Raw genomic sequence first — 24,275 nt, 5'->3', positions numbered from 1 at the left:
CTACGCCTTCGCGTTCTGCCGTGGCACGACGACCTGCTTGATGATCAGCAGGATCGACGCCGTCACCGGGATGGAGACGAGGGCGCCGAGCAGCCCGATGAGCGAACCGCCGACCATCGCGCCGATGACGACGAGGGCGCCGGGCACCGCGACCGCCTTGTTCATGACCCGCGGGGTCAGCACGTACGACTCGATCTGCATGTAGACCAGGTAGTAGACGATGACGATGAGGGCCGTCGTCGGTGAGTCGAACAGCCCGACGGTCGCGACGACGACGGTCGCGATGATCGAGCCGACGAGCGGGATGAGCGTCACGAAGAAGATGACGACGGCGAGGATCCCGGCGTACGGCACCCCGACGATGAGCATCATGATGAGCCCGAGGACGGCGTTGATCCCGGCCAGCACCACCATGCCGCTCACGTACCCGCCGATCGAGGCGGTGATCTGGTCGGTGATCGACACGACGCGCGGCCGGGAGCGACGGGGCACGAGGGAGTAGAACGCGCTCTTCATCGCCTGCATGGACGCGAGGAAGTAGAGCGCGAGGACGAGGGCGATGAAGCCGCCGAAGAAGCCGTTCGCGATGCCGACGCCGAGGTTGAGGGCGCCGCCGGCCAGGACGACCCACGTCTTCGGGTCGGCGGCCACCCCGTAGAGCCAGTCGAGCGCGCCCTGGAGGTCGACGCCCGGACCGAGGTAGTCGCTCAGGGACCGGAACCACTCCTGGTCCTGGATGCCGGTCAGGAAGGTCGGGGCGTTGCTCACGAGCTCGACGGCCTGCCGGGTGACGACGGGGATGACGAGGGCCAGGAGGAGCGCGAGCAGGACGGCGAAGACGGCGAAGACGATCGCGATCGCGAACGGGCGCTTGATGCCGCGTGCCTCGAGCCGGACGACGACCGGGTCGAGGCCGAGCGCGATGAAGAGGCCGACCGCGATGGAGACGAGGATGGTCGACAGTGAGCCGAGGGTGAGGACGAGCAGGATGGCCGCGAGGGCGCCGAGTGCTCCGACGAAGCCGATCGCGAAGGGGCGCTGGAGGGTCGTCCTGACGGTGGTCGTCACCTCGGCGGGGCGCTGGGCGCGGAACCGGACCCGCTGCTGACGCGCCGCCGGACGGAGCGGCTGGTGGCGATGGGGTGCACTCGTCATGCCGCAAGCGTATTGCCCACCGCCCGTTTGCCCGACAGCGGTCGTGGTACCGGAGGATGAGACAGGGTCCTGCAGGATCACCCGACTGCGGGATGTGCCGGGTGCTCGGGTTCAGGACGATGGGAACATGTCATCGATCACCCGCTCGCACGCCGTCCACACCCGGGTCACCGCACCGCTGCGGGCGGTCCCGCTGACGGAGCCGATGCCGAGCCGGCGCGACGAGGCCGCGGAGCAGGGAGTGGTCGCCGAGCGCGTCAGCGCAACTGCACACGTCGCCGCGGGCGCTGCCGGGGTCGACCTCACCGCCTCGGTCGAGCCGGCGCAGGCGCCCGCGGCCGGAACCGACGGGACCGACGCCGGAACAGGCCTCCGGTTCCTCGGCGCGGGCTGGGCAGCCGACGCGGCGGTCTTCGCCCAGTACCGCCGCCGCGGCAACTGACCGCGAGGTCCACGTCGGGTCCACCTCGCGGATGACCCGGGCGGCGGAGCTTGCATCGCCCGGCCGACGCGCCGAGGGACACCTGCCGCCGACGATGGGAGCATGAACACTTCGATCCTCTCCGCTCGCGGACTCACGAAACAGTACGGGCCGACCGTCGCCCTCGCCGGCGTCGACCTCGACATCCTCCCCGGTGAGTCGGTCGCCATCATGGGTGCCTCCGGCTCCGGCAAGACCACGCTCATGCATGCGCTCGCCGGGATCGTCACCCCCGACACCGGCTCGATCGCCTTCAACACCCCGACGGGTGTCGTCCGCGTCGACCAGCTCGACGAACGCCACCGCTCGCAACTGCGGCGCGAGTCCTTCGGCTTCGTCTTCCAGCAGGGCCTGCTCATCCCCGAGCTGACCGCCGTCGAGAACGTCGCCATCGCACTGATGCTCGGCGGGACACCGCGGATCGCCGCTGAAACGAGCGCGGCGGCGTGGCTCGCCGCCCTCGGACTGGCAGGCATGGAGACCCGACGGATCGGCGAACTGAGCGGTGGTCAGGCGCAGCGCGTCGCGATCGCCCGCGCCCAGGTGACCGGTGCCCCGATCGTCTTCGCCGACGAGCCGACCGGCGCGCTCGACTCCCGGACCTCGGCCGACGTCATGGGAGCCCTGCTCCACGCGACGACCGGGCAGGGACGCACGCTCGTCCTCGTGACGCACGACGAGACGGTCGCCGCCCGGTGCTCGCGGATCGTCCGCCTGGCCGACGGTCGGATCGTCGGGCAGCCGGGCGGGGTCGGCGCGCCGACCCCGACGCAGCAGTTCGCGACCGGACAGGCACCCGTGCCGCAGCAGGTGCAGCAGCCGTACCCGCCGCAGCAGCCCCCGTATCAGCAGCAGCCCGCCGGGCAGCCGTTCCCGCAGCAGCCGTACGCCCAGCCCGCTGCGCAGCCGTACCCGCCGCAGGCCTACCCGGGTCAGGCGACCGGCGTCGTCCAGAACGGAGCCCGACCGTGACCGCCGCACTCGGGGTCGCACCGACCCGGATCCCGGTCCCCGCCGGCAGCGGTCGGAGTCCCATCGTCCGTCTCACCTGGATGCTCGCCCGCCCCGGCGCGCAGAGCCCTGCGACGATCGTGCTCCCGGCGGTCGCGTTCGCCGTGACCACCGCACTGGTACTCACGGTGCTCGGCGGCGCGATGATGTTCTGGCGGTGGACCGGTGAGACGGCCTTCATCTACCAGGTGCTCAGTGTGCTGGCACTGGCCCTGCTGCTCGTCCCGCTCGGCTCGCTCGGCGGGGCGGCCGCGCGGCTCTCCGCCCGGCGCCGCGACGACCGCCTCGCCACCCTCCGACTCCTCGGCGCGACACCCGGCACGGTCACGGCGATGACCGTCCTCGAGTCGGCCGGGGTCGCCCTCCTCGGAGCGTTCGCCGGGATCCTGCTGTACCTCGGCATGCTACCGCTCGTCGGGTTCATCCCGTTCGGCGGTTCCCCGATCGGGGTCGAGGGCGTCTGGGTCGGTGTCCCGATCATCGCCGCGGTGGTCCTCGGTGTCGTGCTGCTCGCAGCAGCGAGTGCCGCCATCGGGCTCCGCGCGGTGAACGTGAGTCCGCTCGGCGTCCGCACGAAACAGCAGGCGCCGACCGTGCACTGGCTCCGCATCGTCGTCGGTGCCGTCGTCGTGATCGTCGCCTACGGCATGCTCTCCGTCGTGACGGGGCTGCAGGAGGTCGCGGCCATCGTCGCCGTGCTCGGGGTGGGGTTCGCCGCCGGCGTCGGGGTGCTCGGGTTGATCGGCCCCTGGGTGGTCGGGGTGATCGGCCGTGGGTCGGCCAAGCGCGCCAAGACGCCGGAGCGACTGCTCGCTGCCCGCACGATCCTGGAGTCGCCGAAGGCGGCGTGGCGTCAGGTCAGCGGGGTCGCGATGACGAGCTTCGTCGCGGTGGTCGCGGGCACCGGTGTGGCGCTCATGGACGCCGCCGGCGGCTCCGACCTCGATCGCGAGAGCGCCATCCTCATCGACGACATCCGCACCGGCGTGATCATCACGCTCGTCGCGTCGTTCCTCATGGTCGCGTGCTCCGTCGGGGTGAACCAGGCGTCGGCGGTCCTCGACCGACGCGACCTGTACGTCAGCCTCGACCGCCTGGGGGTGCCGCGGGACGTCATGGAACGGGCTCGTGGTCGGGCGGTCATGCTGCCCCTGCGGGTGGTCGCACTGGGCTCGGCCGGGCTCGGCGTCCTGCTCGTCCTGCCGATGGCCAGCATCAGCGTCATCCTCGCTCCGCTGTCGGTCCTCGTCATCGTCGGGTGTTTCGCCGGAGGTATCGGGCTCGTGTGGGCTGCCCTGCGCGCGACCCGTCCGGTCGTCTCCGGGGTGCTCCGAGCGCCCGAGCGCGTCTGACCGCCCGGCCCACACGACGAACGTGCCCGTTCCGTCCCCCTGCATGACGCGGGGAGGACGGAACGGGCGCTCTCGGTGCGGTCGGGTCAGCCCGTGACGACCGCGATCTCGTTCGGGACGCCGGGCAGCTCACCCGTCGTGATGTCGCCCGACGCGAGATCCACGGCGTGGATCGACTTCGTCGCCGGGTCGGTCACGTAGGCGACACCGTCCTGGACGACGAGCGCCGGGTGGGCGTCCTGCCACTCGGCCGGCGGCTCCCAGGCGTCGATGACCTCGATGGTGTCGGTGACGGCACCCGTCTGCTCATCGAGGATGTGCAGCGACCCGTCGTTGCCGAGCACGATGACCTCGTCGTTCGGCCCTCGGGCGACGTCGCGCCAGGTGTAGCCGACGCCCTCCGGCAGGTCGACGATCTTCGTCGTCTTCGCGACCGTGTCGGTGAACGCGAGCTGGCGGAGGTCGTAGCCCTCGGCATCGGGGTCGCTGTTGTAGTCGCCGACCGCGATGGAGGACGTCTCGCTGACGTACTGGTTCCCGGTTCGGCCGTAGGCGTCCGGCGCCTGGATCTTCGTGAAGACGCCGCTGTCGTAGACGAGCACGCCGTCGCTGCAGCCGAACACGACGACCTCGTCCTTGACGGTGCCTTCACCGTGCACCGACGGGCACTGCTCGTTGCGGGCGATCTCGGTGCGCGAGTCGTCGAGCACGCGGACACCGGTCCGGGCGTCCGGGGTGCCGATCGTGGACAGCACGGTGCCGTCCTCGAGCTCGATGGCGACACCGTGGTGCGCGGCCTCCGACGGGATCGTCTCGGTCTCGGGCAGCTCGTCGGTGGCTTCGAGGAGGTCAGTGCTGTCGAAGATCGTCGTGTCGCCGGAGCCGTCGGCGAACAGGACGGTCTTGTCGGCGTGACGGACGACGTGGCCCGCGGTGTCGGCGGGGAAGACGAGGTCGGTCAGGACCGGGTCGGCCTGCTTCGAGGTGCCGTCCTCGTCCGTCCACGTCCCGGTGTCGAGGACCTGGAAGCCCTTCGTCGTGGTGACGAGCACGTGCCGCCCGTCGCCGGCGGCGTTCACCCGGTTGAAGCCGTCGAGGGGGAGGTCGCCGACCACCTCGAGGGAGGCGGCGTCGAGGACGAGGAGGCCGCCGTCGTAGGTCAGGGTGATCCGACTCTGCGGGTCGGCGGAGGTCGACGCAGTCGCGTCGGGCGCGGAGCCGCTCGCGGTCGAGCATCCGGTGAGGAGGAGGGCCGCGGCGGTGCCGACGGCGAGGAACGGGGCCCGGCCGCGCTTCAGGCGCGGAGCCAGGGGACTGCGGTGGTGCTGCTGCATGGTTTCCTATCGGTTCGTGGACGCCCGCTCAGGGCGAGAGTCCGGTGGCGATGCGCTCGGTGTTCGCGCGCATCATGGTGAGGTAGGTGGGGGCGTCGCCCGACTCGGCGGTCAACGACTCGGTGAACAACGGGACGACGGCGACGTCGACGTCCGCCTCGTCGGCGAGCACCTGCACGAGCCGATCGGGTTGCGAGGAGTCGGCGAAGATCGTCCGGACGCCGGCCTCCTCGATCGCGGTCGACAGTTCGTCGAGGTCCGAGGCGCTGGGGGCCGCGAGGGTGGTGCCGCTCGGGATGACGGCGCCGATGACCTGGAAGTCGTAGCGGGCGGCGAGATACCCGAACACGTGATGGTTGGTGACGAGCTTCCGCTGCTCGGCCGGGATGGCGGCGAACGCGTCGGCCATCTCGGCGTCGAGCGCCTCGAGCTCGGCCGTGTACGTGGCGGCGTTCGCCTGCAGCTCGGCCGCGTCGAGCGTGGGGATCTCCTCGAGCAACGCCTCGGTGACCCCGTCCACGACCGACGTCATCTGCGTCGGGTCGGTCCAGAAGTGCGGATCGGTCGCGCCCGACGCGGTCTCGAGGGCGTCGACGAGCGAGCCGGCCTCGACGATCGGCACCCCCTCGTCGGCCGCGGTCTCCAAGTGCTGGGTGAGTCCCTCCTCGAGTCCCAGGCCGTTCGACACGAGCAGCTGCGCACCGGTGATGCGCGCCGCCTGCCGCGCGGAGATCTCGAAGGAGTGCGGATCGGCGTCGGGCGGCATGAGGGTCATGACCTCGGCCTGGTCACCGACGAGTCCACCGACGACGTCGCCGAGGATGTTCGTGGTCACCACGACGAGCGGGCGGTCGTCGGCGCTCGCCGCACAGCTCGTCAGACCGGTCCCCAGCACGAGGCCGGTCGCGAGGACCGCGGTCGTGCGCAGGAGGGCGGTCGTGCGGGGGATGGTCGCTCGCATGGTCAGCGTCCCGTCTCGGCGAGGAACGCCGGTGCCGTGTCGAAGGTGAAGGTGCGGGCGATCCGCGCGGCGTCGCCGTAGTCGATCTCGGAGACGGTGCGGGTGCCCGGGGTGTTCAGGTAGGCGCGGTTCTGATCGACCTCCAGCTGGACGCCGGTGGCGAGGTCGGCTGCGCTGACGAGCGCGGACGCGGTCCCCGTCACGGCGCCGGTGGCACCGTCGAGGACGAGGAGGTCGCCGGTCGTCGTGAGGCCGACGACGTGCTGGTCGCGGTCGTCGACGGCGGTGACCAGCTGCAGGGGTGCAGGGGTCGGCAGCAGCGCCCAGCTGCGCTCGCGGGTGTCGAGCAGCCAGGCGCCGGAGGTGCCGGCGACGGCGGCGACCGTCGGACGGCCCGGACGCGCATGGAAGGACGTCGCGCGGTCGGCGGCGGCGACAGCCTGCGGATAGGGGATCGCCTCGAACGTGGGCACCGGGTCGGCGTCGCTCGAACCACGGTCGACGACGGCGAGGAGCGCACCCTCCGCGCAGCCGATGACGACGCCGACGTTGGTCGTGATGCTGCCGGCCGGATCGGTGCACCCGGCGAGCACGGCGTCGGCAGCGGTCACGGACGCCGACGAGGGGTCGAGGAGGTCGCCGTCGATGCCGTGGAGATGCAGCTTGCCGGTCCCGTCGGTCGCGACGACCGTCTCACCGATCGGCACGGTGATTCCGGGAGCACCGGGCGAGGTCCGGATCCGACCGGACTGCGTGATGTCGCCCGTGCCGAGTGCGGCGGTGTCGAGGAGGAGTGTCTCGCCCGAGCCGGCGAACCGCACGGCGGTGGTCGTCGAACCGGCGGTGATCGTCGCTGGTCCGTCGCCCTCGATCTCGCCGACGACCCGCGCCTCGGCGCGGTAGTAGTGCTGGTGGTCCTCGTGGTCGACCGTCCACACGCCGGTGTCGATGATCGTCACGGTGCCGGCGGGCTCGGACTGCGCGGCGACGAACCGGCCGTCGCCCGTGAGCGCCGAGATCGGGCCGAGCTCGGCGAGCCTCGCGCGCTCCTCGCTGAGCAGGTCGGTCAGCTCGACGGTGCCGTCGACATCGGCGGTCGCGAGGTGCAGTTGCGGCTCGGGGAGCTCACTCGCGCCCTCGACGTAGCCGTGTCCGCGAGGTTCGTCCGAGGCCGTCGCGGTGGGTGATGCCGACCCCTGCGTCGCGCAGGCGCTGAGCGTCAGTGCGAGGGCGCCGAGAGCGAGCGCGGTGCGTGTGGCGCGGGGGAGCCGGTCGTCGGTCGGGCGGATGCCGCCTGGTCGGATGGTCGGTCGGAGGATTCGGTGCACGGTGCGCTTTCCAGGTGGGTCGGTTCGGTGAGGTGGTCGTCGGGGTGGTCGAGATGGCGGTCGGTGGGCCGCCGGAGCCGTCCGACGAGCGCCCGGGCGCCCCACGACACCGTGGCGAGCAGGATCGAGCAGGCGGCGATGGACGCTCCGGCCGCGGTGTCGCCGTACCAGGAGAGGAGCAGGCCGAGCAGCACGGCCAGGCCGCCGAAACCCGTGGCGAGCAGCATGATGAGCGGGATGCGACGCGCCCAGTGGGCCGCGGCGACGGCCGGCCCGAGGAGGAGGGCCACGACGAGCAGGGTGCCGACGGCGCTGTACGAGGCGACGACCGCGAGCGTCACGAGGCCGACGAGCATCGCGTGGGCGAGTCGCGGCCGGAGGCCCATGGTCTGAGCGACCCGGCGGTCGAAGGCGAGCGCGACGAACGGGCGATGGAAGGCGACCGCGACGCCCACGGTGACGAGGAGGGCGATGGCGAGGCCCACCAGGTCCGCGGGCCGGATGGCGAGGATGTCGCCGAAGAGGATCGCCGTGAGGTCCGTGGCGAACGATCTGCTCGACGACACGATGATGACCCCGAGGGCCAGCATGCCGACGAAGAGGAGACCGATCGAGGTGTCGTGGGACAGCCTGCCGCGCCGCGAGACGAGGCTGACGCCCGCGGTCATGACGACCGCGCTGACGGCCGCGCCGGCGACCGGCGGCAGGCCGAGGAGTGCCGCGGTGGCGACGCCGGGCAGCATGCCGTGGGCCATCGCCTCCCCGAGGAACGCGAGGCCGCGGAGGACGACCCAGGTGCCGACGACGCCGCACACGGCCGCCACCAGCAGACCGCCGACGAGGGCGCGCAGGAGGAAGGCCGCGGTGAACGGCTCGGTGATCCAGGTCATGGTCGAGCACTCTACATGAAAATGATTCTCAGTATTGATAGGGTGATGGCATGCGATCCGCGACGAGCACCCCTCGCCCTCCGATGTCGGGACGGCCCGCCGTGTCCGGCATCCGACTCCGCGACGTGTCGGCCGAGTATGACGGCGCGCGCGTCCTGCACGGGATCTCAGTCGAGGTCGGGGCGGCCGCCATCACCGTCGTCACCGGGGCGAACGGCGCGGGGAAGTCGACGCTGCTCGCGGTGATCGCGGGCCTCCACCGACCGACCTCGGGCGGCGTCGACGGCCTCGACGGTCGGTCGGCCGCCTACGTCCCGCAACGCAGTGCCGTGCCTGAGCGCTTCCCGGTCACGGTGCGCGACGTCGCGTCGATGGGACGCTGGCCGACGCTGCGTCGCTGGTGGGGTCGACTCGGGGCTGGGGACCGACGCATCGTCGACGAGAGCCTCGCCCGCCTCGACGTCCTGCACCTCGCCGGGCGCTCCTTCGGTGAGCTGTCGGGCGGGCAGCGTCAGCGGGTCCTCGTCGCGCAGGCGCTCGCGCGTGAGGCCGACCTCCTGCTGCTCGACGAGCCGACCGTCGGCCTCGACCGTGCTGCCGGGCTGGCGATCCGCGAGGTGCTCCGGGCGGAGGCCGACCGTGGCGCGACGGTGGTGGAGGTGACGCATGATCCGGTCGCGGTCGCGGAGGCCGACGCGCGGGTGCACCTCGAGGCGGGATGTCTCGTCGAGGATCCGCGGTGAACCGGCTGGGGGATCGCCCGGCGACCCGTCTCCGGCCCCTGGCGCGTTGCTAGAGTTTTCGCATGAGCCAGGCCGAGCAGCAACCCGAACCCACGACCGGCGCCGCTGCGGCGGACGCCCAGGCGGCCACCGAGCGATTGGGCCGCCTGCGGAGCAGCATCGACAACATCGACGCGGCACTCGTCCACCTGCTGGCCGAGCGGTTCAAGTGCACGCAGGAGGTCGGTCGCCTGAAGGCCGAGCACGACATGCCTGCGAGCGACCCGGCGCGCGAGCAGCGGCAGATCACCCGTCTTCGGGCGCTCGCCGAGGAGTCGCACCTCGATCCGGCCTTCGCCGAGAAGTGGTTCAACTTCGTCGTCGCCGAGGTCATCCACCACCACGAGCGTCTCGCCAACCAGCACTGATCCCTCAGATTCCGCCAGCGCGGTGCGCTGACGCGAGCGCGGGTCTGTGGCGTGAGCGCGGGTCTCCGGAGGGTCGCGCCCACGCGTGTGGCCCGCGGTCACGCCCGTTCGTGTGCGGTCAGGCCTGTTCGTCCGCGCTCGGCCCGGTTCGCGTGCGCCCACGTCGGCGCACCGCGCTGGCACTTCGGGTGAACCAGGACAAGGAGTGACGCCTCTTCGGGCGGCGTCCAGCGTCCTGCGCCATCATGAGTCCATGACCTGGAACGCCGAATCCCTGCCCGATCAGACCGGACGCGTCGTCCTCGTCACGGGAGCGAACGCCGGCCTCGGCTTCTGGACGAGCCTCGGGCTCGCGCGAGCCGGCGCGGAGGTCCTTCTCGCGTCACGGAGTGCGACCAAGGCGCAGGCGGCGATGCGGGCGATCCGGGTGAAGGTGCCCGATGCCCGACTCAGCCATCTCCCGTTCGACACCTCCTCGCTCGACTCGGTGCGTTCGGCGGGCGAACGACTCGCGGACCTCGACCGTCTCGACGCCCTCGTCGCGAACGCCGGCATGGTGCACATGCCGAAGGAGCGGCAGGAGACGGCCGACGGCATCGAGCTGGTCTTCGCGACGAACGTCGTCGGCCACGCCGCCCTGCTCGCCGAGGCCATGCCGGTGTTGCAGCGCACGGCGGATGCGCACGATTCCGCGCCGCGCGTCGTGCTCCTCGGAAGCCTCTCCACGCTGCTCGTCCGGTTCCACGGCGACGACCTGCAACTTCGGGACGGGTACAGCGGCTGGCAGGCGTACGCCCAGTCGAAGATCGCCCTCTCGTCGCTCGGCTTCGAGCTCGACCGTCGGCTCGCGGCGTCGCACAGCACCGTCCGGGCGCTCGTCGCGCACCCCGGCTACTCGGTCAACGGACTCGACCGTCGCGTCCCCGGCGTCAACGAGCCGACCCGAGGACGTCGTTTCTCCGACACCCTGCAGTCCGTCTACGCGCAGAGCAAGCAGCGTGGTGCCGAGCCGACGCTCCGAGCGGTCACCGACGAGTCAGCCGACGGTGGTTGGTTCTTCGGTCCCCGGTGGCTCACGAAGGGCGATGCCGTGCGGCAGACCCCTGCCGCGATCACGACCGACCGCGACGTCGCGGCGGCGCTGTGGACCGACGTCGAGCGGCTCATCGGCACGCCCATCCTCCCGACCTCCTGAGCACAGACGTCAGCGCACCGCGCTGGCACGAGCGCGGGGGAATCGGCCCCAGCGCGGTGCGCTCGCGTGACTGCGCCTCAACCGGCGTGACCGCAGGGCATGGCGCTGAGCGCACCCCTCCGGAGACCCGCGCTCGCGCCACAGACCCGCGCTGACGTCAGCGCACCGCGCTGGCGCGAACCGACCTCAGTCCGCGGGGGTGGCCGGCGGTTGGAGGACGCGCAACCACTCCTCGGTCTGCGCGACGTGCGCCGACGCCGCTCCGGCCGCCCCGACGGGATCGCGCGAGATGATCGCCTCGGTCATCGCCCGGTGTCCGCGGTTGCTGACCCGACGCAGCTCGTCGCCGTCGGGCAGGCTGAAGACGTCGTAGGCCCGCGAGCGCGACCGGAAGACCTGCAGCAGGGCCGTCAGCGTGGCGTTCCCGGCGGTCCGTGCGATGAGTTCGTGGAACCGGTGGTCCAGCTCGCTCGACTCGGCGGGGTCGGTCGTCCGCTCCATCGCCTCCACGAGTTCTGCGAGTTCGGCGCGCACCTCGTCGCTCGCGCGAGCAGCCGCCTGCGAGGTGGCATGGGTCTCGAGCACCCGCCGCAGCTCGTACATCTGCAGGAGACCGTCGAGGGGGAGGAGGTCGACCGTGAGCGACAGGCTGCCGATGATCTCCTCGGGCCGGAGCATCGACACGTAGGTGCCCGAGCCGTGCCGGGACTCGATGATCCCGAGGGCGGCCAGCATGCGGACGGCCTCACGCAGGGACCCGCGGGACACGCCGAGTTCGTCGCAGAGCTCGTTCTCGGCCGGGAAGCGCTGCCCCGCCACGAGCCGTCCCGACGCGATCATGTGTCGCAGGCCGTGGAACGCGGTGTCGACTGCGGACATGCGGCTCCTCCTCAGGGGTCGTCCCGCCATCGTAGCGGCCCCTCGCCGGTGATCCGCGAGCCGCCGCGGACCATGAGACGTCCGATGACTCCACCCTCAGAGACCAAGTCATCCGATGAGTCGATCCCGAAACGACCTGAGCGATCACTTGTAACACGACAGAAACCCAAGTCATCAAACGTTGCCCCTATGGTTATCGGACAATCCACTGCATAATCGACTCGGAGGAACGTCACTGTGGACACTCGCACCATCGCACGGCCAGCGCCGCTCACGCTCGGCGACGGCCGACCGGCAACGGCCGGGTGGACGCTGGATCCGACCAAGCGTCACATCAACCACGGATCCTTCGGGGCCGTCCCGATCGTCGCGCAGGAGCACCAGCAGGCCCTCCGCCGCGAGATGGAGGCCGCACCCCTCACCTGGTTCCCGGCCCTCCCGGCCAAGGTCGGCGCGGCCCGTGTCGGGATCGCCGAGTTCCTCGGGGCGTCGGTCGACCAGCTCGCCATGGTTCCGAACGCGAGTGCCGGAGCGAGCGTCGTCTTCTCCAGCCTCCCCGTGCAGCGCGGCCTCGAGATCATCGTCACCGACCACGGCTACGGCGCCGTCACGATGGGTGCCGAGCGCCTTGCGCGTCGCTGGGGCGGCACCGTCCGGACCGCCCGCATCCCGCTCGACGCCGACGCGCAGACCGCCCACGACGCCGTCGTCGCCGAGTTCAGCGACCGCACGGCCCTCATCGTGATGGACCAGATCACCTCGCCGACCGCTCGACTCCTGCCGGTCCAGCAGATCGCCGCCACCGCCCGTGCCGCCGGCATCCCCACGCTTGTCGACGCCGCCCACGTCCCCGGCCTCTACGCCGACCCCATGCGCGACCTCGACTGCGACTTCTGGGTCGGCAACCTGCACAAGTTCGGGTGCGCCCCTCGCGGTGCCGCCGTCCTCGTCGCCCGCAGCCCGCTCGCGCAGGAGCTCTACCCGCTCATCGACTCCTGGGGTTCCCCGTACCCGTTCCCGCAGCGCTTCGACACCCAGGGCACGGTCGACGTCACGAGCTACCTCGCCGCGGCGACGTCGCTCGGGTTCATCGAGGACAGGTGGGGCTGGTCGGCCGCCAGGGACTACATGACCGAGCTCGCCGACTACGCCGTCGAGGTGGTCGCCGACGCCGTGACCGCCGTCACCGGCGAGGACAGCCACGTCGACGTGGGCATGCCCGTCAACGCCCTCAGGCTCGTCAAGCTCCCGACCGGCCTCGCGACGACCCACGCGACCGCCGACGGGCTCCGCGACCGCGTGTCCGCCGAGCTCGGCGTCGAGGGCGCGTTCACGAGCCTCGACGGGATCGGCTACGTCCGACTCTCCACCCACGTCTACAACACCCCCGAGGACTTCGAACACTTCGCCGAGCACGCCGTCCCGGTGCTTGCGCGATGGGCCGAGGAGGAGCGCGCGGCCACGAGCTGAGCGCGGAACCGCCCGACCCGACACCACCACACCCGCACCACCGCACCGGCACCACAGCACCCACCCCCGCAGCACCCCCACCAGCACCACTCAAAGGAGAAGCGAGCATGAGGAAGTCACGCGCAACGGCAGCCATCGGCCTGTCCGTCGTCACCGGCCTCGCCCTGTCGGCCTGTGCCGGCGGCGCGAGCGACGGCACCGTCACCCTGCAGATGGTCGAGAGCCTGACCAACCCCGCCCGGACCGAGGTCCTGAAGTCGCTCATCGCGGACTTCGAGGCCGACAACCCGAAGATCAAGGTCGAGCTCATCTCGCCGCCGACTGACCAGGCCGACCAGAAGATCACCCAGATGCTGCAGTCCGGCTCCGGCGTCGACGTACTCGAGGTCCGCGACATCACCGTCGGCCCCTTCTCCACCAACGGCTGGCTCGACGACATGAGCGGCGAGCTCGAGGACTGGAAGGGCTGGGACGACCTCACCGACAACGCGACGAAGTACGCGAAGGGCGAGGACGGCAAGGTCTACTACGTGCCCTACGGCTTCTACGGGCTGAGCCTGTTCTACCGCACCGACCTCATCAAGGAGGCCGGCTTCGACGGGCCCCCGACGAGCTGGGACGACCTCCTCGAGCAGGCCTCGGCGATCCAGGACCCCTCGAAGAACCAGTTCGGCTACGCCTTCCGGGGTGGCACCAATGCGAACAGCAACGTCGTCGCGGCCATCGAGGCCTACGTCGCCGACGACCTCGACACCGAGAACGCGTTCAAGCTGACCAACGGCGACACGATCTTCTCCGCACCGGAGGCGCTCGACGCCGTCAACACCTACTTCGACCTCTTCAAGGAGGCTTCGCCGCCGTCGTCCGTCGCGTGGGGCTACCCCGAGATGGTCGAAGGCTTCTCGAACGGTTCGACCGCGTTCCTCCTGCAGGACCCGGAGGTCATCGCGACCGTCGAGCAGTCCGAGGCGATCACGGCCGAGCAGTGGAGCACCGCTCCGCTGTTGACCGGTCCGACCGGCAAGGCCGCGCAGCCCATGGCGACCGCGGGCTGGGGCACGGCGGCGTCGAGCGAGCACAAGGCCGAGGCCGCGAAGCTCATCGAGTTCCTCTCCGAGGACAAGCAGGCCACCACCTTCGCCCAGGAGAACAGCCTCGTCCCGATCGTCAAGAGCGCGGCGGACAGCGACTTCTACAAGACCGGCCCGTGGGCCAGCTACGTCACGATGAACGAGAACCCGGACACCTACCTGAGCGTCACGCAGCCGCGCGGCTCGTCATGGTGGACCGAGTGGATCCAGAAGTCCGACTCGGAGATCCAGCAGGTCCTCATCGGCCAGCTGACGCCGGAGAAGCTCCTCGCGGGCTGGGACGAGTACTGGACCGAGAAGTGGAAGAGCGAGTAACCGTCCATGACGACCACCACTGACGAAGCGGGTCGCACGCAGCAGCGTGCGACCCCGACACCCCCGGCCGGTCCCTCGCGGACCGCCGGCGGGCGTCGGCGGCGCACCTTCACAGTGCGCCGCGGCTTCGGCCTCCTCGCCTTCCTCGCCCCCGCGTTCATCTTCGTGGCGATCTTCATCTACTACCCGATGATCGCCGGCTCGCAGATGGCGTTCCGCAACTGGAACCTCGCCAACCTCACCGACACCTCCTGGGTGGGCTTCGCCAACTTCCTGGCCGTCTTCGCCGACCCGGCCTTCGGCAAGGTCGTCGCGAACACCGTGCTCTGGGTGGTGGCCTCGATTGTCCCGCAGTTCGTCATCGGCTTCGGCATCGCCCTGTGGCTGCGCCGGAAGTTCCGCTTCCGCGGTCTCTACCAGGCGATGATCTTCTTCCCGTGGGCCATTTCGGGCTTCCTCATCGGCATCCTGTTCCGCTGGATGTTCAACAGCGAGTTCGGCGTGATCAACGACCTGCTCCAGAAGGTGGGGCTGATCGACACCCCGATCCCGTGGCTGGCCGACCCAAACACCGCGATGTTCGCCGTCATCGTCGCGAACGTCTGGTACGGCGTCACCTTCTTCGCGATCATGATCCTCGCCGCCCTGCAGTCGGTGCCGGAGGACCTCTTCGAGGCCGCCGCGCTCGACGGCGCGGGCAAGGCGCGCATGCTCTTCCAGATCACCATCCCGTACATCCGCACGACGCTCGCGCTCACCGTGCTGCTCCGGGTCATCTGGATCTTCAACTTCCCCGACATCATCTACGGCATGACGGGCGGTGGTCCGGCGAACCAGACCCACATCCTGACGACCTGGATGATCGCGACCACCCAGCGCGGCGACTACGGCCGGGCCTCCGCGATCGGCCTCATCGTCGTCGCGATCCTGCTGGTGTTCACCGCGTTCTACCTGCTGTCCATGCGCGAGAAGAAGGTGAAGGCATGATCGACCAGGAGACCCGGACGGCGAAGGTCGTCAAGTTCCTCTTCCTCGGGCTGTGGCTCGTCATCACGGTGTTCCCGCTGTACTGGATCGTCGTCACCTCGTTCAAGAAGCCGGGCGCGATCTTCTCCTACCCGCTGACGTACTGGCCGGAGGTGTTCTCGATCGAGAACTACCTCGGTCTGTTCAGCAAGGCGCAGTTCGGCACCTACGTCGTCAACAGCCTCATCGTGGCGACGATCGCGGCGGTCGTCGCGACGTTCATCTCGATGCTGTCCGCCTACGTGCTGGCACGGTTCGAGTTCCGCAGCAAGGGGGCGATCCTGCTGGCGTTCCTTGCGACGCAGATGATCCCGTCCTTCATCGCGCTCGGCCCGCTCTACCTGCTGATGACGCAGCTCAAGCTCGTCGACAACCGGTTCGGGCTCATCCTCATCTACATCGCGGTGTGCATCCCGTTCTGCACCGTCATGCTCCGCGGGTTCTTCGAGAACATCCCCGATGCGCTCGAAGAGGCGGCCATGATCGACGGCTGCTCGCGGTTCGGCGCGCTCTTCCGGGTGCTCGTCCCGGTGCTGAAGCCCGGGATCGTCGCGGCGTTCATCTTCAACTTCGTGAACTGTTGGAACGAGCTGTTCCTCTCGGTGACGCTCATCAACAGTGACGCGAACAAGACGATCCCGACGGCGCTCAACGGCTTCATCACGAGCTACAACATCGACTGGGGTTCCATGTCGGCGGCAGCCGTGCTGACCATCATCCCGACGATGGTGCTGTTCGCCTTCGCGAGCCGGTACATCGTGCAGGGCCTGACGGCCGGAGCGGTCAAGGGCTGAGCTGCGGCGGCGGTCAGTCTCCTGCAGCGTCGAGCGCGGCGTCGATGGCCCGTCTCAGGTCGTCGGCGCTGTTCGGCGTGGTCTGGACGCCGTCGATGAAGAGGCTCGGGGTTCCGCGGACGCCGAGTGCCGCTCCGTCGTCGAGGTCCTCCTGGACGGCGGCTCGCGTGGCCGGGTCGGCGACGGCCGCATCCCAGGCTGCGAGGTCGAGGTCGAGGGATTCGGCGATGACCCGGAAGGTCTGCACGGCTTCGTCTGCGCTGAGCTCGGACCAGGCCGCCTGCTGTTCGAAGACCGCGCTGAAGTAGTCGTCGAACGCCCCCTGCTGTGCGGCCGCCTCGCCGGCGATCGCAGCGGACATCGCGTTGTCATGCATCGGGAGTGGGTAGTTGCGGGCGACGAAGTCGACCTGTCCGGCGTAGTCGTCGGCGAGTTGCTCGAGGACGGGGGCGAGTCGACCGCAGGGCGGGCACTGGAAGTCGAAGAACTCCACGACCGTGACCGTCGCGGTGTCGGTGGGCCCCTGGAGGTAGGACGGCGATGAGCCGAGCGCGGTCTGGGCGCTCGCCGCGGGAGGAAGTGTCGGCGTCGGTGTCGATGTCGAAGTGGCCGGTGAGGCGCAGGCTCCGAGGGAGAGGACGAGGGCGGCGGCGAGCAGAGCTGACCTGCGGACGGGAACGGTTCGGCGAGGTGGCATCCCGTCATTCTAGACAGAACTGCTGATGTTTCACTGGATGACAGTAATCGATCCTCCGAACCTGCAAGCTGGCTGATAGTTGGATCGTCTAGCGACATCCGGCGGGATGATGAACCATGTTCGGTTCGAAGCAGACGACGAGGTCACTCCGCTACGCCCGCTACGGCGGGCCCGACGTACTCGAGTTCATCGAGTCCGAGATGCCGCATCCCAGATGGGGCGAGGTCGTGGTCGACGTCCTCGCGAGCGGCATCAACCACATCGAGGCGTTCGTCCGCGAGGGTCACCTCGCCGAGACGGTGCCGATCGAGCTGCCGACGGGGCAGGGGAGCGACTTCGCCGGGCTCGTCCGCGAGATCGGCACCGGGGTGGAGGGCTGGAAGCGGGGCGATGAGGTCATCGGCCACGCCGTCCGTGGCGCGCACGCCACCCAGGTCGTCGTCCCGGCGTCATCCCTCGTCCGAAAGCCGAAGCGCGTGAGCTGGGAGGAGGCCGGTGGGCTGTACCTCGCTGGACTCACGGCCCTCGACACCCTCGACGGGCTGCACCTCAAGCAGGGAGACACCCTCGTCATCTCCGCGGCGGCCGGCGGCGTCGGGAACATCGAGGCGCAGCTGGCGAAGTTCGCGGGCGTGCGGGTCATCGGCACGTGCGGTGAGCGGAACCACGACTTCCTCCGTGAACAGGGCGTCAAACCGGTCGTCTACGGCGAGGGCATGGCCGATCGGATCCGGAAGCTCGCGCCCGACGGCGTAACGGCGTTCATCGACAACTTCGGTCAGGACGGGCAGGAGCTCGCGTTCGAACTCGGCGTCGCACCGGAGAAGTACCGTTCGAGCGAGGACCGGAAGGCGATCGAGCTCTCGGCACTCGACCCCGATGAGGAGTTCGCCGCCCACGCCACGAAGCAGTTGCAGCGCCTTGCGGAGTACGCCGCCGACCACGCGCTGAAGGTCGTCGTCTCGGCGTTCTACCCGTTCGACCTCATCATCGACGCGTTCGAGGATCTCGAGCGGCTGCATGCGCGGGGCAAGATCATCGTCGGGATGCGCCCGGCGAACCCGGACCGCATCGTGAAGCAGCGCGACCTGCACGACGCCAGACCCTGACGACGGCCAGCGCGGTGCGCTGACCCGAGACGTCTGGTTCCGGCGCCAGCGCGGTGCGCTGACCCGAGATGCTCCGTTCTGGCGTGGGCGCGGGTCCGGGGCGTGAGCGCGACCCTCCGGAGGCCCGCGCTCGCGCGTGTGGGGTGCGCCCGCGTCAGCGCACCGCGCTGGCGACCGGGCAGGGAGGGAGGTCGGCTAGTTGAAGATGAAGCCGAGGACGGTCGCGCCGCCTCCACCGAGGACGAGCGCGACGACGAGGACCCAGGCGATGAGCCGCTGACGACGCTTGCGCTGCTCGCCCCATTCGGCCAGTTCCCGGTCTTCGCTGCTGCTCATCACCCCAGCCTACCGGCGGGGTTCTCGCCCGGCATCAGGCGACGGCCGGGACGAGGGCCTTCACCGAGGTGGTCCTCGCCCGCGCGATCGCGAACGTCGTCGCGGCGAGCGACCCGAGGAGCCAGAGGACGAGGCCGACGACGCCGGCCGCTGCTCCCGTGTCACCGATCGCGATCGCCTGCAGACCACCGAGCGCGGGTGCGATCGGCAGGAAGGCGAGGATCTGGTCCAGCACCTGCGGAGCGGTCGCGATGATCCCGGTCGCCAGACCGATGAGCGCGACGATCATCGAGATGAACCGGCCCGCACCGCCGAACAGGGCGTTCAGCGCCTGGTTGGCGGCGGCGAACACGAGTCCCGCGAGGACGGCGATCCCGGCGAAGCCGAGCCAGCCGCCCGCGTCGAGGTCCAGCAGTGGCGCGGTGATGACGGCGACGAGCAGGCCCTGCAGCATCCCGATCGCGCCGGCCGGGACGAAGGCCCCGAGCGCGAGCCGCAGCGATGAGCGGGTGGACCCGAACGCCCGCGTGGGCACCGGTCGCAGCACGAGGAAGCTCGCGAGCGCACCCAGCCAGAGGGCGAGGACCGCGTAGAAGGGAGCGCTGTTCGTGCCGAAGGACACGGTCGCCGAATCGCCTGCCGAGACCGGGTCGGCGACGACGTCCGCGAGCGTCTGTCGGTCGGAGCTCGTGTAGGTCGGGAGACTGTCGACCGCGCCCTGCAGACCGGACGCGAGCGAGGTGATCCCGCCGGACAGGGTCCCTGCCCCCGACGCGAGCTGGTTCGACGCGTCGGCGAGCTGGGTCGTGCCGGTCGCCGACTGCGCCGCGCCGTCGGCGAGTGCGGACGCCCCCGTCTGCAACTGCGCCGTCCCGGAGGCGGCCTTGGAAGCGCCGTCGGCAAGGCCTGCTGCACCCGCGGCGATCTGTGCCGCCGCGGTGTTGATCTGCGCGATGCCGTCGACGAGTGATGGCATCTGGGCCGAGAACGTCTTGGTCGTCGTCGCCAGGGAGGCGGTGCCGGGGTACCCGGTCGAGGTGTCGCCGTCGGTGAGGGCGGTGGCCGTGCCGAAGGTCGTGAGGATGTCCTCGCAAAGCGTCGGGTCGATCGCCGTCAGCGCCGCCGCCTTCACCGGGTCCAGGCAGCGAGCCGCCACGGACGTCGCCGCGGCCTTCGTCGCATCGGCGACGCGGGAGGTTCCGACCGCCGCCTCGGCGAGCCCAGCCGCTCCGCCGACCAGCCCCGGGTTCTTGGCGCTCCCGTCACCCTGCGTCCCGGCGTACAGCGTCGCCGCTCCACTCGCGAGCTGGCTCGCTCCGCCGCTGAGCTGCGTCGCACCGGACGACAGTTGCGTGGCGCCCTCGGCCAGCGCGCCCACCCCGTCGCTCAGCTGCGTCGCACCTGACGAGAGCTGCGTCGCGCCCGTCGCCAGCTGCGTGGTGCCGTTCGCGAGTTGCTGTGCACCCTGCGCGAGCGAGAGTCCGCCCGTCGAGAGCTGCTTCGCACCGTCGGCGGCGTCACCGAGCTGGTCGTGGAGGGTGTTGAACCCGACGTAGACGTTCTCGAGGTAGGTGGTGGTGAGCTGTCGACCGAGGAGCGAGGCCGCGGTCTGCGTGATGGTCTGCGAGATGGCGTCGTCGACGAGTTTGCTGCGGTCGCTCGTCATGACGTCGAGGCGGGCGCGCTCGGCGTCGGCAGCGTCACCCGAGAAGGACGTCGCGGCCTTCGAGAAGTTCTCGGGGATGGTCACGACGGCCGTGTACGACCCGTCGGCGAGTCCCGCCTTCGCGTCGGACGCGTCGGTGATGACCCAGGTGTAGTTGGTCTCCTGGTCGCCGTCGACGAGGCCTGCGGAGAGCTGGCGTCCGAGCGGCACGGTCTGGCCGTCGACGGTCACCGGCTCGTCGTCGTTCACGATGGCGGCGGTCACCTGACCGAGTCGTTCCGCCGGGTTCCACAGCGCCCAGACGAGTCCGCCCGCGATGACGAGCGGCACGAGGATGAGGCCGATGATCGAGACGATCGTGACGCCCTTGCCGGAGCGGGCCCGTTCGAGGCGGTTCAGGATGGTGCTCATGCGTCGACCTTCGATTCAGCGATGGCGGTGGGGGAGGAGGCGGTGCGGTCGAGGTCGAGTACCTCGGCGGCCGTGGTCGGCAGGACGTCGGCGAGCGAGGACGCGTCCGCGGTTCCGACCACGATCGTGAGCGGCCGACGTGTGCGCTCCGCGGCTCTGGTCGCCGTCAGGAGGCGCTCGTACAGTCCGCGTCTCGTGTCGACGTCCGGCACGGTGTCGACCCCGTCGAGGACGATGACGGCGGGGCGTTCGGCCAGCGCCGAGGCGAGCGTCTGAAGGGGTTCACCGTGGTCCAGGCGGACGTACGCGACGCGGGACCGGACGGCCCCGGCGCGGACCGGGAGGACCAGCCCGGCGACCTTGAGTCGGCCGTGGTCGGGTTCGAGACGACCGGCCAGCGTCAGCAGGAGGGCGGTGACCGAGACCGGGCGCGCGCCCTGCACCGCGAGCACGCCGCCGGCGGCGACCGTCGTGTCGACGTCCTCGTACAGCGGTCCGTCCGCGCCGGCGAGCGTGACCCCGGCGGCGGCGATCGCGACCTCGTCACCGCTGCGCCACTCGCGGAGCTCGAGTTCGCGCTGCAGCCCCTCACCCTCGACGTCGAAGGACGGCAGGACGCGGTCGAGCCACTTCGGCAGGTACCAGGCGTGGTCGCCGAGGAGCGCGAGCACCGCCGGCACGAGGGTCATGCGCACGATGAACGCGTCGACGAAGACCCCGACCGCGAGCCCGAGGGCGATGGGTTTGATGTTCGTGTCACCCTCCGGCACGAACGCGGCGAACACCGCGAACATGATGACGGCTGCGGCGGTGACGACCTTCGCCGAGCCGAGGAAACCGGTCTCGACGGATCGCTTCGCGAGTCCCGAGTGGACGAAGTCCTCGCGCATCCGGGAGACGAGGAAGACCTCATAGTCCATCGCGAGCCCGAAGAGGACACCCATGAGGATGATCGGCATGAAGCTGATCACGGGACCGGTCCTTGCGACGTGGAGCGCCTCGGCGAACACGCCGTGCTCGAAGACGAGGGCCACGACGCCGAACGACGCGGCGACCGACAGCAGGTAGCCGAGGGTCGCCTTGATCGGGACCCAGATGGAGCGGAAGACCATCGTCAGGAGCACGAGCGACAGGCCGACGACGATCAGGCCGAAGGGGAGGAGGGCGCCGCCGAGGCGGTCGGAGATGTCGATGCCGATGGCGGTGAACCCGGTGACCTGGAGGTCGACGTCGTACTCGTCCTGGAAGTACTGGTGGAGCCCGCGGATCTCGGCGACGAGGTCCTTCGTCGCCTGGGAGTCGGGGCTGCCGCTCGGGATGACCTGGATGATGCCGGTGTCGGCAGTCGCGTTCGGGGTGGCGAGTGGGACGGCCGCGACTCCGTCGAGTCCTTCGATCTCCTGCTTGAGGTCGGCCATGAGTGTGAGCGGGTCGGTGCTGCCGACGATGCTTCCGGTGACGACGAGTGGGCCGTTGAACCCCTCCCCGAAGTGTTCGGACACAAGGTCGTAGGTGGTCCGTGCGCTGTCGCCCTCCGGAAGGGAACCGGCGTCGGGCAGGGCGAGTCGCAGCGACAGGGCGGGGATGGCGAGGGCCCCCAGGACGCCGACGACGGCGATGATCGTGACGATGGGGAGTCGGGTGACGCCGCGTACCCAGCCGAGGAAGAAGCGGTTGGGGTGCCCTTCGACAGACTCAGAGACCGGGTGTTGTGGCTCAGGGACCGACCGACGGGGCTGGGCCTGCTGCTTGACGCGCCTCGTCTTCGGGCGAAGTCGGTCGCCGGCGAAGCCGAGCATGGCCGGGATGAGGGTGAGCGAGATGACCACCGCGATCGCGACGCCGACCGCCGCGGCGACACCCATCGTCGTGAGGAACGGGATGTTCGCGACGGCGAGCCCGAGCAGGGCGATGATCACGGTGAGTCCGGCGAAGATGACCGCTGAGCCGGCCGTGGCGGTCGCACGCGCTGTGGACTCCTCCGGATCGAGGCCGGAGCGCAGGCCGTCCTGGTGCCTCGAGATGATGAAGAGGGCGTAGTCGATGCCCACGGCGAGACCGAGCATGAGCGCGAGCATCGGAGTGGTCGAGGAGATCGGCCCGAAGACCGTCGCGACGAAGATGAGGGCCATCGAGATGCCGACGCCGAGTAGCGCGGTGATGAGGGGCATGCCGGCGGCGAGGAAGGAGCCGAAGGTGAGGACGAGGACGACGAGGGCGACGACGACGCCGATGAGCTCGATGAGGCTCAGGGTGGGCAGGCTGTTGCTGAACAGCTGACCGCCGAGCGATGACTGCGCGCCGGCCGGCAGGCTCTCGGCGAGGGTCGCCTCTGCTCGCTCGAGGCCGGAGACCGTGCCGGCGGTGATGTCCGACTGGGCGCTGTCGAACTGGATCGAGATGAGGGCGGCCCGCTGGTCGTCGGAGACGGCGCCGGTGATGTTCTCGTCGAAGGGTGAGACCGCCTGCTCGACCTGGTCGATCCGACCGAGCGAGGTGACGGCGTCGTCGATGGCGGACCGGACGTCGGCGTCGTCGACGGTGTCGCCGGCGGGTGCGACGACGACGATCTGAGCGGATGCGCCGCTCACCTGCGGGAAGGTGTGCTCCAGGGAGTCGAGGGCCTCCTGGGACTCCGTGCCGGGGATGGAGAAGGCGTTGTCGGTTCCCTGGTTGAACAGCAGTGCGCCACCGCCCGCGACGGCGAGCACGGCGATCCACAGGATCAGCACGAGCTTCCGCGCGCGGAACGCCCGACGGCCGAGGGTGTACAGCAGAGAGGACACGCGTCGCTCCTAGTGGTGTCGGCACGCTGCCCGCAGTCGGGCCGACCGAGGTTCGGACAGATTCGATACAGCGGTGTATCCGATACACGACTGTATTCGATACAATCGTGTATCGGCAAGGGGCCGGACGAGCTGTCAGTAAGGTGTCAGGATGCACGTGCGCGAAGGAGTCGAGTCCCAGAACGACGAGGCCCCGGTCGAATCGGCCCGTCGGCAACGCACCAGGGAGCGACTCGTCGACGCCGCCTACGAGGTCTTCGCCGAGTTCGGCGTGCACGCGGCCTCGGTCGAACAGATCAGCGAGCGCGCCGGATTCACCCGAGGGGCCTTCTACTCCAACTTCGACTCGAAGGAGGAGCTGTTCTTCGCCCTGGAGTCGCGCGAGAACCAGCTGCGCCTCGACCGCCTGGAGGCCGGACTGCAGGCCGTCAGCCCGTCGCTCCTCGACGCGGCCGGTCGCTACACCGAGGGATCGCTCGAGGCCCTCATCCGGGCCTTCCTCGAACTGCAGCCTGACGACCGCCGGTGGTGTCTCGTGCAATCGGAGTTCCGCATGTTGGCGATGCGCGATGCCGACGTGGCCGCCCGCTACCTCCAGCACCAGGAGAGCGCGGGCCGACAGCTCGCCGCGTGGCTCGACCAGGCGGCGGGGCTCGCGCACGTCCGGTTCACGATCCCCACACCCGACATCGCGAACATCGTCGTCGCCCTCTACGAGTCGGCCATCCAGACCGCCGTGCTCATGGACCCGGACGGCGACGAGGGCTCACCGCGCGAGCTGGCGATGCGCACCCTCCCGGCCATCGTGCGCGCCCTCACCGAGTCGATCGACGACTGA

At 70.2% G+C, this 24,275-nt stretch carries 21 protein-coding genes and 1 pseudogene; 12 read left to right on the top strand and 10 right to left on the bottom strand.

Going from position 1 to position 24,275, the window contains the following annotated elements; genetic code table 11:
- The gene (locus ITJ62_RS01300; protein WP_194599379.1) at nt 1-1,155 is read right to left on the bottom strand and encodes an AI-2E family transporter; all 1,155 of its coding nucleotides are present in this window, start codon (nt 1,153-1,155) and stop codon (nt 1-3) included.
- A 127-nt stretch (nt 1,156-1,282) separates the two neighbouring features.
- On the opposite strand from ITJ62_RS01300, the gene ITJ62_RS01295 reads away from it, so the two are divergent.
- From ITJ62_RS01295 to ITJ62_RS01285, 3 genes and pseudogenes are all read left to right on the top strand, one after another.
- Entirely contained in the window at nt 1,283-1,597 is a 315-nt protein-coding gene (locus ITJ62_RS01295; protein WP_121291565.1) for a hypothetical protein, read from the top strand.
- 102 nt (nt 1,598-1,699) lie between these two features.
- Nucleotides 1,700-2,377, top strand: a pseudogene (locus tag ITJ62_RS01290) (ABC transporter ATP-binding protein); the annotation flags it as partial.
- Between the two features lie 227 nt (nt 2,378-2,604).
- Nucleotides 2,605-3,999 (top strand): FtsX-like permease family protein, encoded by a 1,395-nt coding sequence (locus ITJ62_RS01285; protein ID WP_370581782.1) that lies wholly within the window; start codon nt 2,605-2,607, stop codon nt 3,997-3,999.
- A gap of 86 nt (nt 4,000-4,085) precedes the next feature.
- On the opposite strand, the gene aztD is transcribed toward ITJ62_RS01285, so the two are convergent.
- Genes aztD through aztB form a run of 4 tightly spaced genes read right to left on the bottom strand, consistent with a single transcriptional unit; the run spans nt 4,086 to nt 8,512 of the window.
- Nucleotides 4,086-5,333 carry a zinc metallochaperone AztD gene (gene aztD / locus ITJ62_RS01280; RefSeq protein ID WP_194599377.1) on the bottom strand — a complete coding sequence of 416 codons (1,248 nt, stop codon included), beginning with the start codon at nt 5,331-5,333 and terminating at the stop codon, nt 4,086-4,088.
- Nucleotides 5,334-5,361: 28 nt separating this feature from the next.
- On the bottom strand, nt 5,362-6,294 hold the full coding sequence (gene aztC, locus ITJ62_RS01275) for a zinc ABC transporter substrate-binding protein AztC (protein WP_194599376.1): 933 nt from the start codon (nt 6,292-6,294) through the stop codon (nt 5,362-5,364).
- A gap of 2 nt (nt 6,295-6,296) precedes the next feature.
- A complete protein-coding gene (locus ITJ62_RS01270; protein ID WP_370581781.1) occupies nt 6,297-7,622 on the bottom strand; it encodes a hypothetical protein in 1,326 nt (441 codons plus the stop codon).
- Complete coding sequence (gene aztB, locus ITJ62_RS01265) at nt 7,514-8,512, bottom strand: zinc ABC transporter permease AztB (RefSeq protein WP_194599375.1); 999 nt, start codon at nt 8,510-8,512, stop codon at nt 7,514-7,516. The genes ITJ62_RS01270 and aztB overlap by 109 nt, the downstream gene beginning before the upstream one ends.
- Nucleotides 8,513-8,562: 50 nt before the next feature.
- Here aztB and aztA point away from each other — a divergent pair, with 50 nt between their 5' ends.
- The 3 genes from aztA to ITJ62_RS01250 all read left to right on the top strand — a co-directional run bounded on the left by aztA (nt 8,563) and on the right by ITJ62_RS01250 (nt 10,857).
- Nucleotides 8,563-9,255 carry a zinc ABC transporter ATP-binding protein AztA gene (aztA, locus tag ITJ62_RS01260; RefSeq protein ID WP_228497764.1) on the top strand — a complete coding sequence of 231 codons (693 nt, stop codon included), beginning with the start codon at nt 8,563-8,565 and terminating at the stop codon, nt 9,253-9,255.
- 62 nt (nt 9,256-9,317) lie between these two features.
- Nucleotides 9,318-9,662 carry a chorismate mutase gene (locus tag ITJ62_RS01255; RefSeq protein WP_064296108.1) on the top strand — a complete coding sequence of 115 codons (345 nt, stop codon included), beginning with the start codon at nt 9,318-9,320 and terminating at the stop codon, nt 9,660-9,662.
- A 253-nt stretch (nt 9,663-9,915) separates the two neighbouring features.
- Nucleotides 9,916-10,857: an SDR family NAD(P)-dependent oxidoreductase gene (locus ITJ62_RS01250; RefSeq protein ID WP_194599374.1), complete on the top strand. Its 942-nt coding sequence runs from the start codon at nt 9,916-9,918 to the stop codon at nt 10,855-10,857.
- A gap of 186 nt (nt 10,858-11,043) precedes the next feature.
- Here the strand turns inward: ITJ62_RS01250 and ITJ62_RS01245 are convergent, their stop codons facing one another.
- Complete coding sequence (locus ITJ62_RS01245; RefSeq protein WP_194599373.1) at nt 11,044-11,736, bottom strand: FadR/GntR family transcriptional regulator; 693 nt, start codon at nt 11,734-11,736, stop codon at nt 11,044-11,046.
- A gap of 237 nt (nt 11,737-11,973) precedes the next feature.
- Between ITJ62_RS01245 and ITJ62_RS01240 the strand changes: the two genes are divergently transcribed.
- The 4 genes from ITJ62_RS01240 to ITJ62_RS01225 all read left to right on the top strand — a co-directional run bounded on the left by ITJ62_RS01240 (nt 11,974) and on the right by ITJ62_RS01225 (nt 16,432).
- Entirely contained in the window at nt 11,974-13,206 is a 1,233-nt protein-coding gene (locus tag ITJ62_RS01240) for an aminotransferase class V-fold PLP-dependent enzyme (RefSeq protein ID WP_194599372.1), read from the top strand.
- A gap of 107 nt (nt 13,207-13,313) precedes the next feature.
- A complete protein-coding gene (locus ITJ62_RS01235; protein WP_064294151.1) occupies nt 13,314-14,612 on the top strand; it encodes a sugar ABC transporter substrate-binding protein in 1,299 nt (432 codons plus the stop codon).
- Between the two features lie 6 nt (nt 14,613-14,618).
- Entirely contained in the window at nt 14,619-15,599 is a 981-nt protein-coding gene (locus ITJ62_RS01230; protein ID WP_079705023.1) for a carbohydrate ABC transporter permease, read from the top strand.
- Nucleotides 15,596-16,432, top strand: a complete 837-nt coding sequence (locus tag ITJ62_RS01225) for a carbohydrate ABC transporter permease (RefSeq protein WP_085511878.1) — start codon at nt 15,596-15,598, stop codon at nt 16,430-16,432. Before ITJ62_RS01230 ends, ITJ62_RS01225 begins: the two co-directional genes overlap by 4 nt.
- A 13-nt stretch (nt 16,433-16,445) precedes the next feature.
- Here the strand turns inward: ITJ62_RS01225 and ITJ62_RS01220 are convergent, their stop codons facing one another.
- Entirely contained in the window at nt 16,446-17,129 is a 684-nt protein-coding gene (locus tag ITJ62_RS01220; RefSeq protein ID WP_194599371.1) for a thioredoxin domain-containing protein, read from the bottom strand.
- Nucleotides 17,130-17,245: 116 nt separating this feature from the next.
- Between ITJ62_RS01220 and ITJ62_RS01215 the strand changes: the two genes are divergently transcribed.
- On the top strand, nt 17,246-18,238 hold the full coding sequence (locus tag ITJ62_RS01215) for an NADP-dependent oxidoreductase (RefSeq protein ID WP_194599370.1): 993 nt from the start codon (nt 17,246-17,248) through the stop codon (nt 18,236-18,238).
- Nucleotides 18,239-18,433: 195 nt separating this feature from the next.
- Here the strand turns inward: ITJ62_RS01215 and ITJ62_RS01210 are convergent, their stop codons facing one another.
- The 3 genes from ITJ62_RS01210 to ITJ62_RS01200 are packed head-to-tail and all read right to left on the bottom strand — an operon-like array spanning nt 18,434 to nt 23,437.
- On the bottom strand, nt 18,434-18,574 hold the full coding sequence (locus ITJ62_RS01210) for a hypothetical protein (protein WP_162852291.1): 141 nt from the start codon (nt 18,572-18,574) through the stop codon (nt 18,434-18,436).
- Between the two features lie 34 nt (nt 18,575-18,608).
- Entirely contained in the window at nt 18,609-20,651 is a 2,043-nt protein-coding gene (locus ITJ62_RS01205) for a YhgE/Pip domain-containing protein (RefSeq protein ID WP_194599369.1), read from the bottom strand.
- Nucleotides 20,648-23,437: an MMPL family transporter gene (locus ITJ62_RS01200; protein ID WP_194599368.1), complete on the bottom strand. Its 2,790-nt coding sequence runs from the start codon at nt 23,435-23,437 to the stop codon at nt 20,648-20,650. The genes ITJ62_RS01205 and ITJ62_RS01200 overlap by 4 nt, the downstream gene beginning before the upstream one ends.
- A 157-nt stretch (nt 23,438-23,594) precedes the next feature.
- Here ITJ62_RS01200 and ITJ62_RS01195 point away from each other — a divergent pair, with 157 nt between their 5' ends.
- Complete coding sequence (locus ITJ62_RS01195) at nt 23,595-24,275, top strand: TetR/AcrR family transcriptional regulator (protein ID WP_168223396.1); 681 nt, start codon at nt 23,595-23,597, stop codon at nt 24,273-24,275.

The sequence above is a fragment of the Plantibacter sp. VKM Ac-2876 genome (assembly GCF_015350715.1).
Taxonomy (GTDB): Bacteria; Actinomycetota; Actinomycetes; order Actinomycetales; family Microbacteriaceae; genus Plantibacter; species Plantibacter auratus.
The sequence above is the reverse complement of the archived record's forward strand: the minus strand, read 5'-3'. Positions and strand labels throughout refer to the sequence as shown.